Annotated in this window: 12 protein-coding genes, 1 pseudogene and 1 riboswitch; of the genes and pseudogenes, 8 read left to right on the top strand and 5 right to left on the bottom strand. The window is 31.8% G+C overall.

The window, feature by feature from the left end:
• Nucleotides 1-40: 40 nt before the first annotated feature.
• Genes guaB through xpt form a run of 3 tightly spaced genes read right to left on the bottom strand, consistent with a single transcriptional unit; the run spans nt 41 to nt 3,392 of the window.
• Nucleotides 41-1,507 (bottom strand): IMP dehydrogenase, encoded by a 1,467-nt coding sequence (gene guaB, locus HMPREF3046_RS09370; RefSeq protein ID WP_070719007.1) that lies wholly within the window; start codon nt 1,505-1,507, stop codon nt 41-43.
• Nucleotides 1,508-1,545: 38 nt separating this feature from the next.
• The gene (gene pbuX / locus HMPREF3046_RS09365) at nt 1,546-2,814 is read right to left on the bottom strand and encodes a xanthine permease PbuX (RefSeq protein WP_070719004.1); all 1,269 of its coding nucleotides are present in this window, start codon (nt 2,812-2,814) and stop codon (nt 1,546-1,548) included.
• Nucleotides 2,811-3,392 carry a xanthine phosphoribosyltransferase gene (gene xpt / locus HMPREF3046_RS09360; RefSeq protein WP_064207305.1) on the bottom strand — a complete coding sequence of 194 codons (582 nt, stop codon included), beginning with the start codon at nt 3,390-3,392 and terminating at the stop codon, nt 2,811-2,813. The genes pbuX and xpt overlap by 4 nt, the downstream gene beginning before the upstream one ends.
• 207 nt (nt 3,393-3,599) lie before the next feature.
• Nucleotides 3,600-3,702, bottom strand: a riboswitch (purine riboswitch).
• A gap of 212 nt (nt 3,703-3,914) precedes the next feature.
• Here xpt and HMPREF3046_RS09355 point away from each other — a divergent pair.
• The 4 genes and pseudogenes from HMPREF3046_RS09355 to HMPREF3046_RS09340 all read left to right on the top strand — a co-directional run bounded on the left by HMPREF3046_RS09355 (nt 3,915) and on the right by HMPREF3046_RS09340 (nt 7,569).
• Nucleotides 3,915-4,322 carry a YflT domain-containing protein gene (locus HMPREF3046_RS09355; RefSeq protein WP_064206923.1) on the top strand — a complete coding sequence of 136 codons (408 nt, stop codon included), beginning with the start codon at nt 3,915-3,917 and terminating at the stop codon, nt 4,320-4,322.
• Between the two features lie 215 nt (nt 4,323-4,537).
• Entirely contained in the window at nt 4,538-5,200 is a 663-nt protein-coding gene (locus HMPREF3046_RS09350) for a hypothetical protein (RefSeq protein ID WP_070719000.1), read from the top strand.
• Nucleotides 5,201-5,322: 122 nt separating this feature from the next.
• Nucleotides 5,323-5,821: pseudogene (locus HMPREF3046_RS09345) on the top strand (DNA-binding protein); the annotation flags it as partial.
• A gap of 356 nt (nt 5,822-6,177) precedes the next feature.
• The gene (locus HMPREF3046_RS09340; protein ID WP_064206920.1) at nt 6,178-7,569 is read left to right on the top strand and encodes an L-cystine transporter; all 1,392 of its coding nucleotides are present in this window, start codon (nt 6,178-6,180) and stop codon (nt 7,567-7,569) included.
• Nucleotides 7,570-7,626: 57 nt separating this feature from the next.
• On the opposite strand, the gene HMPREF3046_RS09335 is transcribed toward HMPREF3046_RS09340, so the two are convergent.
• Complete coding sequence (locus HMPREF3046_RS09335) at nt 7,627-8,382, bottom strand: NADPH-dependent oxidoreductase (RefSeq protein ID WP_070718998.1); 756 nt, start codon at nt 8,380-8,382, stop codon at nt 7,627-7,629.
• Nucleotides 8,383-8,537: 155 nt separating this feature from the next.
• Between HMPREF3046_RS09335 and HMPREF3046_RS09330 the strand changes: the two genes are divergently transcribed.
• From HMPREF3046_RS09330 to HMPREF3046_RS09315, 4 genes are all read left to right on the top strand, one after another.
• On the top strand, nt 8,538-9,317 hold the full coding sequence (locus HMPREF3046_RS09330; protein WP_064206918.1) for a 2-keto-4-pentenoate hydratase: 780 nt from the start codon (nt 8,538-8,540) through the stop codon (nt 9,315-9,317).
• 401 nt (nt 9,318-9,718) lie between these two features.
• Nucleotides 9,719-10,288 carry an alkyl hydroperoxide reductase subunit C gene (ahpC, locus tag HMPREF3046_RS09325; protein ID WP_064206917.1) on the top strand — a complete coding sequence of 190 codons (570 nt, stop codon included), beginning with the start codon at nt 9,719-9,721 and terminating at the stop codon, nt 10,286-10,288.
• 14 nt (nt 10,289-10,302) lie between these two features.
• Complete coding sequence (gene ahpF / locus HMPREF3046_RS09320; RefSeq protein WP_070718995.1) at nt 10,303-11,826, top strand: alkyl hydroperoxide reductase subunit F; 1,524 nt, start codon at nt 10,303-10,305, stop codon at nt 11,824-11,826.
• Nucleotides 11,827-12,074: 248 nt separating this feature from the next.
• On the top strand, nt 12,075-12,704 hold the full coding sequence (locus tag HMPREF3046_RS09315) for an NDxxF motif lipoprotein (RefSeq protein ID WP_064206915.1): 630 nt from the start codon (nt 12,075-12,077) through the stop codon (nt 12,702-12,704).
• Nucleotides 12,705-12,801: 97 nt separating this feature from the next.
• Here HMPREF3046_RS09315 and HMPREF3046_RS09310 read toward each other — a convergent pair whose 3' ends face one another.
• Nucleotides 12,802-13,380, bottom strand: a complete 579-nt coding sequence (locus HMPREF3046_RS09310; protein ID WP_070718992.1) for a histidine phosphatase family protein — start codon at nt 13,378-13,380, stop codon at nt 12,802-12,804.
• Nucleotides 13,381-13,629: the final 249 nt, after the last annotated feature.

Raw genomic sequence — 13,629 nt, 5'->3', positions numbered from 1 at the left:
GCGTACTTTCTTAATTTAATCGCTTCTTGCTCACCTTACATTAAAATGAATAGTTTGGTGATTCTTTAGTAATTTGTATGTTATGTGGATGACTTTCAGCTAAACCTGCAGGGCCCATACGTGTGAATTGTGCTTCTTCACGTAATACTTTTAAGTTTGGTGAACCAGTATAACCCATACCAGCTCTTACTCCACCCATAAGTTGATAAATGGTATCTTGTAATGGTCCTTTATATGCTGTGCGACCTTCAATACCTTCTGGAACAAATTTTCTAGGAGATTTATCTTCTTGGAAGTAACGATCATTTGATCCTTTTTCCATTGCTCCAAGAGAACCCATTCCACGATATACTTTATATTGTCTACCTTGGAAGACTTCAGTAGCGCCTGGGCTTTCTTCAGTACCAGCTAATAAGCTACCTAACATAACAGCATGACCACCAGCCGCTAATGCTTTAATAATATCACCAGAGAATTTAATACCACCGTCAGCAATAATCGCTTTACCATGTTTACGTGCTTCAGTAGCACAGTCATATACTGCAGTAATTTGTGGTACACCTACACCTGCAACGACACGTGTTGTACAGATTGAGCCAGGTCCAATACCTACTTTAACCACGTCTGCGCCCGCTTCAAATAAAGCACGTGTCGCTTCAGCAGTTGCAACATTTCCTGCAATAATTGTAAGTTCAGGATATTTATCTTTCATTTTTTTGACTTGCTCAATCACACCTTTAGAATGCCCATGCGCTGTATCAATAATTAACGCATCTACTCCTGCTTCTACAAGTTTTTGTGCACGAATTTCGGTATCTTTAGATGTACCGATAGCTGCTGCTGCAAGTAAACGACCATGCTCATCTTTCGCTGCATGAGGGAATTCAAGTACTTTTTCTATATCTTTAATTGTGATGAGACCTTCTAAACGACCATTTTCTACTAATGGTAATTTTTCAATTTTATGCTTTTGAAGCATTGCTTCTGCTTCATCTAATGTTGTACCAACTGGAGCTGTAATTAAATTTTCTTTAGTCATCACATCTGAAATTTTAATTGAGAAATCCTCAATAAAACGTAAGTCACGGTTTGTAATAATACCAACGAGTGTTCTAGATTCTTTATCTTTTACAATAGGCACACCTGAAATACGATATTTACCCATTAATGCTTCTGCTTCATAAACACTTTCATCTGGTGTTAAGAAGAATGGATTCGTGATAACACCATTTTCTGAACGTTTTACTTTTTGTACTTCATCAGCTTGCTCTTCAATGCCCATGTTTTTATGGATGACACCTAAACCACCTTGACGTGCCATAGCAATAGCCATTTTAGATTCAGTTACTGTATCCATACCAGCAGAGATAACTGGAATACTTAATTTAATTTTATCTGATAATTCTACGCTTAAATCAACATCACTTGGTAATACGTCTGATGCAGCTGGAATTAACAAAACATCGTCAAAAGTTAATGATTCTTTAGCAAACTTATTTTCCCACATTTATAACACAGCCTCCATTTTTTATATAGTTAGTCTTATTATTTCACATTTTCGTCGTTTTGTTTATACTTTATACCGTTAAAAAAGAAATTAAGAATAATAGCAGAGATTGCTCCTAAAACAATACCATTTTGAGTTAACCAAGCGAACTGTTCACCTAAAGCTTTAAATGCTTGAGGTACAGCACTAATTCCTGTACCAAGTCCGACTGATACAGCAATAATTAATAAATTATTTTGATTTTTGAAGTCAATATTTCCTAAAATACTTACCCCATAAGCCATTACCATACCAAACATAGCAATCATTGCACCGCCTAATACAGGTAAAGGAATAATATTAGCCAGAGCACCTAGTTTAGGTATACAACCACATATTAAAAGTAAGACTACCATTCCGTATATGATTTTATTTTTCTTGGCTCCAGAAAGTGAAACAAGTCCTACGTTTTGCGAATAAGCTGTATATGGGAAAGAATTAAAGATTGATCCTAAAATGATGGCTAGACCTTCCGCAGTGTAACCTTTACGAAAATCTTTACGTTCCAACTTACGACCAGTGATTTCACTTAATGCATGGTATACACCAGTTGATTCAATCAGACTTACAATTGCTACAATTGTAAACACTAATGTTGCACCGAAATCAAAGCCAAGTCCTGAGAAACGGAATGGTCGTGGAATACCGAGCCAATGTGCGTCACCAACTTGGCTAACATTAACTAATCCAAATATACTAGCCAATATAGTGCCTATAACTAAACCAATCAAAATCGCAATAGATTTTAAGAACCCCGTCGTAAATCGTTGTAATAGTAGGATAACAATAAGTGTCACTCCACCTAAAATTAGATTTTTAGGGTTACCATAATCTTTAGCACCTTGACCACCAGCAAGATAATTCATAGCAACGGGCATTAAGTTAATTCCGATAATTGTAACTACACTACCTGTAACAACAGGTGGAAAAAATTTAACTAAATAAGAAAAGAATGGAGCAATGATTACAACTAAGATACCTGATAGGAACAATGATCCATATAACACGTCTAAACCTTTAGTCTGTCCAATTAAAATCATAGGTGCTACAGCAGTAAATGTACATCCTAAAACAATAGGTAGTCCTGTACCAGTAATCTTATTTGCTTGTAAAAATGTAGCTACTCCACACATAAAAATATCTACTGTAATTAAATAAGCAATCTCTTCAGGTGAAAATTTTAAACTTGTTCCTACAATGATTGGTACTAAAATAGCACCTGCATACATTGCTAATAAATGTTGTACGCTTAAAATTAAATTTTTCATTCATTTTCACCTAGTAAAGTCACTTTATTCCCTGCTAAGGAAGCAACTTTACATAATGAAGAAACAGTTAAACCAGCCTCTTCCAATCTTTGTCGTCCATCTTGAAAACTTTTTTCTACAACAATTCCTATGCCTACTGTTTCTGCTTTAGCTTGTTGTGCAATGTCGTACAATCCAAGTGAAGCATCACCATTTGCTAAGAAATCATCAATAATTAATACTTTATCTTCAGGTCCTAAAAATTCTTCTGATACAATCACTGTACTTGTTTTATTTTTAGTAAATGAATGGATATCAGTACTGTAAAATCCATCTTTTAAAGTACTTGGCTTTGCTTTTTTGGCAAATAAGCATGGCACATCGAAATGTAATGCAGCCATGATTGCAGGAGCAATACCGGAAGCCTCAATAGTTAAAATTTTCGTAATCCCTCTATCCTTAAATTGTTTATAAAATGTTTGACCCACTTCATACATTAATTTGGCATCAATTTGATGATTTAAAAATCCATCAACTTTTAATATTTTTTCATCAATGACTACGCCATCTTCCTTGACTTTTTGTTCGAGTGCTTCCACTTCAAAACCTCCTAAATTTTATATAAAAAAACCCGAAACTTTTATCTAGTTTCAGGAGCTATAAGTGAACAAGTACGATACACATTCATTTGTAACTTAGAAGTAAATAATTTAGATTTATAGATGATAAACAATACTTTACATTATACAAATGATAATATAGTACAAGACATCTTAACCAATCCTCAAACTTCTCATTAACTTCCTTACCTGTGTACTTGAACTCATAGTCGCGTTGTTTATGGCAACACGGTAGAAACTTCTAAAGCCATATTCTTCAGATTATATGAGCAATATAAATTATTTAATGATAATAGCAAATTTTAAGCTTATTTTCAATAATTGATGGAGAGTTTATCCTTGTAATCATGCTACTTATAAATGTAAGCGTTTAATATCATATAAAAAACTGTATTTGTAAATCACATATTTTTAATTATATAATTACATCGAAACGTTTTATATCTATTCATTAGGGTATAAATATTTAAAAGTAGCATGAAATGATGGAGGACGATGAATATGCCAGATATTACAGTTCTAGATAATGAAAATCAAATTTACAATGTGATTGAAAAGAAAAAAACAGAAGGATATTCAGAAAACGAGATATTTGTTATCAGTAAATCTAAATTACATTTAGACGATTTACATAATTCTCAAGTGACGCTTATAGCAACAAGTGGTTCATTCAGCGATCGCATGTCACGTTTATTAACCGGTGAAGATGGTGAAGAAACTGTATTGAATAATTTCAAACTATCTGATAACCAAGCAGAACAATATAAAAAAGATGTGCTTGATGGCAAATTTTTAGTAATCGCTAGAAAAGACGCTTCTTCACATAATGAAGTTGAAAAAAACAACGCAGCTTATGAAGAAGTTGATATCACTCATTATGCTAATGAGTCTGAGGGTCCAAAATCTTAAAAATAAGTTTAACCATTCATTGTATTTAATCATGTCGATGGTTAAATAAATATAATGTTTTACAAAGTAACAGTCAAAAATTAATATATGCTTCTTTCAAAGTAAAGTGTGAATCATTTATAACTTTGAAAGAAGTTTTTTAATATATTTTGTATTATGATGTGCTACTTTACAAATGTGCTATACTTAAAGAAATATGATGCGGGGAGATCGCTATGAAATTTCACACTATTTATTCTTTAGAAGACGCTTATTATCAAAAAGCCGTCGAATTTTATAATAAACAATTAGATGTTGATTTTTTTGAAGATAGCACTATCACCAAACAATCCTTACAGAATAATAAAACAGAAAATGATTATGTTTTGATTGTTGGTATTGAGAAAGAAAATATAATCAGTTTGGCCACAGCACACTACGAAGCAACAACAAATTCAGCCTTCCTAGTCCACTTATTAGCTGTAGTTGAGTCAAATTATAATGAAATCATATCTCAAACTTTAAATGAAGTTGAAACACACCTAAATATATTATCTAATAAAGTACATTCTAGAGATATTAACTTTTTAATGATTGAAGTCCCTAAACATGATAACAGCATATTAGATAATCAATTAATTAAACGACGTCATCATGTCTTATTAGAAAATGACTTTGAACAACAATATGAAATTGACTATTTGCATCCTAATTATACGTTTGAAGAAACTCCTATACATACTGACTTATTTATTAAATCTAACATTGAACTTACAAAAGACATCTATCCTGCTAGTGTGAAATCTAATTATATTCTCAAATATGTATTTGTAAATGGAATTTCTAGAGAGATTATATATCCCCTTTTAGAAAAGATGAATTTACGTTCATCCTTATAGAATACTTGAAAAGAGCGATATAAAAGGTTAAACTAATATGCGAGGTTAGACTGACGTTTCACTAACCGAAGACAAACGTCAGTGTAAATGAATATATTATTTAGATACGAAAGGACTTCATTATGTTAACTAAAGAATTTGCTCAACGTGTCGAGCTAAGTGAAAAACAAGTCCGTAAAATCGTCCAACATTTAGAAGAACGAGGATATCAACTTAGCAAGACTGAATATCGTGGTCGTGAGGCTACAGATTTTAAAGAAGAAGATATTGAACTTTTCCAAGATATTGCAGAAAAGGTAAAACAAACAAATAGCTATGATTTAGCTTTCGAAGAATTAGAAAAAGAAAAAGATTTTTTACAAGTTATCGTTAAAGAAGACCAACAACAGTTACCTGCTGATCAAGGCGTTACACAATTAGTAGAAGACTTACGTACCGAAATACAAAAAATGCGTGAAGAACGTCAAATGTTAGGTCAGATGATTACTCAAGTTCATCAACAACAAAATGAACTTAAGGAATTACAAAGTCAAATTACTGAAAAATTGGAGGCAAATAATGAGTCATTAGTTGCCATTCAAACATCACAACAGGCCATTCAAACAGCTCAAAAAGAACAATCTGATTATACTAAAAATAATTTGGTTAAAGAAATTAATGATAACAATCAACAAGCGATTGATACTTTAAAAGAGCATCAAACTTATGTTTCATCTTCAAATGAAAAAAAAGGATTCTTAGCTAGACTATTTAATCTTTAATGTAACAACTGTATATAGTGCTATTTACTAAAACAGGATTGAAATTAAAAAAATTTCGATCCTGCTTTTTTGTTTTAATACTCATTTAGTATCTATTTATCATTAGTTTGTAAAAATATGTAATAATTTATATTATTTAAAGTATTGAATTATTATATATTTAATACTATTCTTATTAAATGTGTCGGATTTAACTAATAAAAGGAGAATCATTATATGGGAACATTATTTTCAATTATTAACATTGTCATCATGTTGATTTTCATTATCGGCTTATTCATTATGGCTAAAAAACATGTATCATTCCCAAAACGAGTCTTTACCGCTCTAGGATTAGGAATTGTATATGGTATTATTTTACACCTTATTTATGGTGTTAATTCTAAAGTGCTCGAAACCACAACTGATTGGTTTAGCATCGTTGGAGATGGCTATGTAACATTATTACAAATGATTGTTATGCCTCTTATTTTTATTTCTATTGTTTCAGCATTTAGTAAGATACAAATTGGCGATAAATTTGCTAAGATAGGTTCTTATATTTTTATGTTTTTAATTGGTACTGTCGCTATTGCAGCTGTTGTAGGTATTTTTTATGCCGTTGTATTTGGCCTTGATGCTTCAAGTATCGATTTAGGTAGTGCAGAGCATGCACGAGGAAATGAAATTAGTAGTGAAGCGAAGCAGCTTACAGCGAATACACTACCACAACAAATTCTTGAATTATTACCAAGCAATCCTTTCTTAGATTTTACTGGTCAGAGAACAACTTCAACTATTGCAGTAGTAATATTTGCTATTTTTGTAGGATTTGCATACTTACGTGTTGCACGTAAACAACCTGATAATGGTAGCTTATTAAAACGTGGTATTGATGCTGTTTATGCTCTCATCATGTCAATTGTTACCTTTGTTTTAAGATTAACTCCTTATGGAATTATCGCAATTATGGCTTCTACAATTGCTACAAGTGATTTTTCAGCAATTTGGACATTAGGTAAATTCATGATTGCATCTTATGCAGCTTTACTTACAATGTATGTTATTCATTTAATTATTTTAGCGATTATGGGAATCAATCCTATTCGTTATGTCAAAAAAACACTTGAAGTACTGATTTTTTCATTTACATCACGTTCAAGTGCAGGAGCGCTTCCTTTAAATGTGCAAACTCAAACGCAACGTTTAGGAGTACCTGAAGGTATTGCAAACTTCTCAGCTTCATTCGGTTTGTCTATTGGTCAAAATGGATGTGCTGGTATTTATCCAGCAATGCTTGCTATTATGGTTGCTCCTGTTGCTCATGTTGACATCGATATACCATTCATTCTTACACTAATTGGCGTTGTAGTTATTAGTTCATTTGGTGTAGCTGGCGTTGGTGGCGGTGCAACTTTCGCTTCAATTCTTGTATTATCAACTTTAAATTTACCAGTTGCATTAGCTGGTGTATTAATTTCTATCGAACCAATTATTGATATGGGTCGTACCGCTCTAAATGTCAATGATTCTATGTTAGCAGGTACTGGTACAGCACGTTTAACAGGTAACTTAGATAAAGAAAAATTTAATTCTAACCATTATGGAGAATTATCCACAGAATCATAAAATAACAAGAGAGACAGAATTTGTTCAAAATTCTGTCTCTCTTTTTTCGGTTTTATTTTATCTTTTCATTAGTCCAGCTTTATTTAATTGCTCTAACATATCTAATCGTGCTTTCCCACTTAAAAATCCAGCAACTTGTTGAGACCAGGTTTCATTTCTTACACCATTTGTACGGTCTTGATAATATTTACTAACCATTTGATCATAAGCATTTAATGTTTCTTTTTGTTGTGCTTTATTGCTATTATAGACATTTTTATGGAAGATATGTTCAAAAGGTAAACGTGGCTTTGGTGATCCATTTTCATCCTCAGCTGGCTCCCCTACAGCCATACCAAATAAAGGGAAGGCATATTCAGGTAAGTCTAAAATCTCACGTACACGTCCAACATCATTGCGAAGCGAACCTAAGTATACAATGCCATAACCCATATCTTCAGCTGCTAAAGCAATATTTTCTGATACTAATGCAACATCAATGGCACCAACCAATAAGCCCTCAGCTGACTCAAATGACGTCTCCATGTGTGGTTCTACACCTTCATTAATAAGACTATGACGATAATAATCTAAAACAAATACAAATAAATAGCCATTGTCTACCACATAATGTTGCCCTGATACTTCTTTGAGTTGTGCTTTAATTTCTGGATCCTCTACTCCAATAATAGAATACGTTTGTAAATAACTAGATGTTGAAGCACTTTGCCCAGCTTCAACTAACTTTCTAACAACGTCTTCACTTAAAGGTTGATCTTTAAATTTTCGAACTGAATGATGTTTTTTAGCTAATTCGTAAACATAATCTGACATTAAGTCCACTCCTTTTTTAATTACTGAATATATGTTAACAATTTATATTTTATTTTTCTTCAAAATTGCCCTTTATTTTAAATTAAAATTTGCATGCTAAACTAATTAAAGTTATCATAATAATGACAATTTTCAGATATCAAAGGAGAGATACTATGACTCATGCTAACAAAGAAGTTTCAACAGCCTTATATCAAGCTTTTATATCAAAAAAACCGATTGATTTTATCAGTTCCTCTTTTGAACTAAATGAGTTGGAAGCCTATCACACACAAGATGATCTCATTACTCAATTAAAAAATAAGCAAAAATCAGAAATTAAAGGTTACAAAGTAAGTATGACAAGTGCCGCCACTCAAGCCATTGCCAATACAAATGAGCCTGCGTACGGTACTATTTTATCTACTCAAGTCGTCGAGGGTGATAACTCTATCTCATTATCAACATTATTTGATCCATTACTTGAACCTGAGCTTATTTTTGAATTAACTGCAGACTTACCAGAGCATGCAGATGTTCAAACCATCTTAGAAAGTGTAAAAGTAGCTCCAGGTATTGAAATTCCTGACGCACGTTATAAAGATTGGTTCCCTAACTTTGCTTTATCAGATTTAATTTCAGATAATACTGCAACAGGTTTAATTGTGGTTGGAAAAAGAATAACACCTCTTGATTACAAATCATTTGCTGATATTAACTTAAAGTTATTTAAAAATGATCAAGAAATTGAAACAGGACACTCTAGTGACGTACTCGGAAATCCTATTGAATCTATAAAATGGTTAAATAAAAAATTACATTCACATGGAAAACGTTTAGAAAAAGGTCAATTTATTTCTTCAGGTACGTTTATTTCACCACTACATTTAGAAAAAGGCAGTTATATTGCTGAATACGATAAAGTAGGAAGCGTAAAAGTAGAAGTCAACGACTGATTTTAATAAAATAATATTGAAAATACTTGATACTCTCTTCAGATTTATAGGTTTCATAGCGTAACTTGAAGAGAGTTTTAATCTATTATTTTTGATTTCCATTATCAAATACTTTTATTTAGTTGAGAATAGATTTAAGCGAAAAGATGTATGTTTATTTACAATTTACATTTTTTATTAGAAAAAATAAACCTCACAATATCTTAAAAAAGTTAATACATTTTATATAAACCTTGTTATATCAGTGCTTCATATTGTTTTTCTTACTTTCAAGTGTATTATGTTGACGAAATAAAATCTACATGTAATAATATGAAACAAGAGATTAGAATTATTATAAATAAGCAATGATTATTATGTAATTCTAATTAATATTCGATAAATCAGGAGGAATTTAAGTTATGTCTTTAATCAATAAAGAAATCTTACCTTTCACAGCTCAAGCATATGATCCTAAAAATGATGAATTCAAAGAAGTAAACCAAGATGATTTAAAAGGTTCTTGGAGCGTTGTTTGCTTCTATCCAGCTGACTTCTCTTTCGTATGTCCAACTGAATTAGAAGATTTACAAAACCAATATAGCCAATTACAAGATTTAGGTGTTAACGTATTTTCAGTTTCAACTGATACTCACTTCGTACACAAAGCTTGGCACGATCATTCAGACGCAATCAGCAAAATCCAATACACTATGATTGGTGACCCTTCTCAAATCATCACTCGTAACTTCGATGTATTAGATGAAGAAGCAGGTTTGGCACAACGTGGTACATTTATCGTTGACCCTGATGGTGTAGTTCAAGCAGCAGAAATTAATGCAGATGGTATTGGCCGTGATGCAAGTACATTAGTAAATAAAATTAAAGCCGCACAATACGTACGTCAACATCCAGGTGAAGTTTGCCCAGCAAAATGGGAAGAAGGTTCTGAATCATTACAACCAGGATTAGACTTAGTAGGTAAAATTTAAGGAGGCATTTAAGTATGCTTAATGCTGATTTAAAACAACAATTACAACAATTATTACAACTTATGGAAGGCGATGTAGAATTTAGAGCAAGTATTGGCTCTGATGATAAATCTAAAGAATTAAAAGATTTATTAGATGAAATCGCTGAGATGACAGATCATATTACAATCGTTGAAAAAGAATTAAAACGCACACCAAGTTTCCAAGTAAGTAAACCCGAAGAAGATACTGGTATCACATTTGCTGGTATTCCCTTAGGTCATGAGTTTAATTCACTTGTGCTTGCTATTTTACAAGTAAGTGGTCGTGCGCCTAAAGAAAAACAAGCAATTATTGATCAAATTAAAGGTCTTGAAGGTAACTACAATTTTGAGACTTATGTAAGTTTAACTTGTCAAAAATGTCCAGATGTAGTTCAAGCATTAAACTTAATGAGTGTAATTAATCCAAATATCACTCATACAATGATTGATGGTGCTGTATTCCGTGAAGAGTCTAAGGATATCATGGCAGTCCCTGCTGTATTTTTAGATGGTGAAGAATTCGGTAATGGTCGTATGACAATTTCTGATATTTTATCTAAACTTGGCAGTACACAAGATGCTTCAGAATATGAAAATAAAGATCCATACGATGTATTAATCATCGGTGGTGGGCCAGCAAGTGGTAGTGCTGCAATTTATACTGCGCGTAAAAGTTTACGCACTGGTATTGTTGCAGATAGAATCGGTGGTCAAGTTAACGATACAGCTGGTATTGAAAACTTTATTACTGTTAAACAAACCACTGGATCAGAATTCTCTTCTAATTTAGCTGCACATATCGAAGAATATGATATTGATGCTATGACTGGTATTCGTGCAACTAAAATTGAAAAAACTGATAAAGCTATCCGAGTAACTTTAGAAAATGATGCAGTTCTTGAAAGTAAAACTGCTATTATTTCAACTGGGGCAAGCTGGCGTAAATTAAATATTCCTGGTGAAGATCGCTTAATCAATAAAGGTGTGGCTTTCTGTCCTCACTGTGACGGACCTTTATTTGAAAATAAAAACGTTGCAGTTATCGGCGGTGGTAACTCTGGTGTTGAAGCAGCTATCGATTTAGCAGGAATAGTTAAACATGTGACACTATTTGAATTCGCTCCAGAACTAAAAGCGGATACAGTGTTACAAGAACGTTTACGTTCTTTCCCTAATGTTGATATTCACACAAATGCTAGAACTGCTGAAGTTCTAGGTGAAGATCACGTTACTGGTTTAAGCTATGAAGATATGTCATCTGGTGAAATGAGAGAATTAAGCTTAGATGGTATCTTTGTACAAATTGGCCTTGTGCCAAATACAAAATGGATTGGTGACGCAGTAGAATTAAATAACCGTGGAGAAGTCGTTGTGGATCGTGAAAATAACACAAACGTTCCTGGTATTTTTGCTGCTGGTGACGTTACCGACCAAAAATATAAACAAATCATTATATCAATGGGTTCAGGTGCTAACGCAGCATTGAGTGCGTTTGATTATATTATTAGAAATTAATTTACAGTTTAACTTTCTATATGAAAGTAAGACTTAGAACTTAACCTATCAAATATCTTCATTTTAAGCAGAGTCATTTTATTAACGACTCTGCTTTTTTAATTTACTTTTTTAATGATATTGCCACAATTTGTTCATAGATTTATATTAATTTTAAGTCTTAAACATTCAATTCTATTTCTATAAATGATACTCTATTATTATGTTTAAATAGAAGCGTTCACTAATAAAGGAGATTATTGAAATCTATGAAAAAGAGTATGATTATTAGTAGTTTTTTAGCATTGTTATTAATGTTAAGTGCTTGTGCACCTAATAATGATAAGAATGAAGACAATCATAATCAAAGTAACGGCGTTAATGCACCGAAACATGCTAAAAACTTAACTGAAAATGATATTTTTACATCGAATACATCACATCAAAAGCTTACTGAAGATGACATGAACAAAGCAATCAAAAAATATCTAGATGTTAATAGTGATATTTTAGATAATAAATATATAATGCAAAGTCAAATCGATCGTCAAAGTTCAGGACAAACAAAAATCACTGATAAACAAGCTAAAAAACTTAGTCATTTATCTAATATTGCTGTTAAAAATGACTTACACTTTAAAAAATATGTTGAAAATAACACATTGCCAGACGGCTATAAAGATAATGTAAATCGTATTATTAAATACTTTCATGCTTTGAATAGTACAATTGCAAATGTTGATGAAAGTATCGAACAACTAAATTACCAACCTCAAAATACAATTAACGTTGTAGATGTTCCTACTCATTATGCTGGAGATGTAAATGGAAACCAACAAAATAAAATCAAATCTTTCTTAAATAAGAAAGATATCAAAACAGACGTTTTTGATAAATAGAATAGGTAATAGACGTTTGAACATGTTTTTCCAGTCCATTAATGGTGATGTTCAATATATATAAAATCTGAGACGGTGAATAATGTCTCAGATTTTTTTATAACTCAATAAGATATGGCTTACAATTTTCAATTACTTTAGTTAATGCTGCTTCTTTATTTATATAGCCAAAGTAAACCATAATACAACGTATCACAACTTGATGTGCAATAACGACTATCGTGTGATCGTCTTGAATATGAATCGTTTCGAAAAATTGTTTCACTCTATGATAAACATCATTATAACTTTCCCCCTCAGGTGCTTTTTGAATAAAGCTATGTCGAAAATCTTTATAATTTGGATCATGAAAATAACGATGATACGTATTGTTTTTCATAAGTTTATCCTTAAATTGACCTTCAAATAAACCCAATGAACGTTCACGTAATAGTGATGTAACTGTAGTTGGGATATCGTAAGGGAAGATATATTGATATGTTTCTTTCGTTCTTGTTAAATCAGATACATACACATCATTAATTTTTATATTATAAAAATACGTCTTTAAGTTTTTTGCGCTTTCAATGCCCTTTTCAGTTAAAGGAACGTCTAACTGACCACAATAATATGATCGATTGTACTTATTATCGTAGTTAGACTGTGATTCACCATGTCGAATAAGATATAAATTCATGTTTTACCTCCTATTCAATCTATTATATTAAATAATAAATGAATGAAGTCTACTAATCATACAAATGATATATTTTTAAATAATATACGTTTTTATGATTGTTATTATTTATATTGCATGATACTATTAATATGTAGTTATTTAATAACTACAAGTCTTTTATATTCATGAACATAATACTCCTGGATGACGCCTTAACCCGACGTCATCCTCTTTTTTTTAGTTTAATAAATAAAAAAGAGCACTACA

It is taken from the genome of Staphylococcus sp. HMSC070D05 (assembly GCF_001815595.1).
GTDB lineage: Bacteria > Bacillota > Bacilli > Staphylococcales > Staphylococcaceae > Staphylococcus > Staphylococcus hominis.
This window is presented reverse-complemented; position numbering and strand designations above follow the sequence as displayed.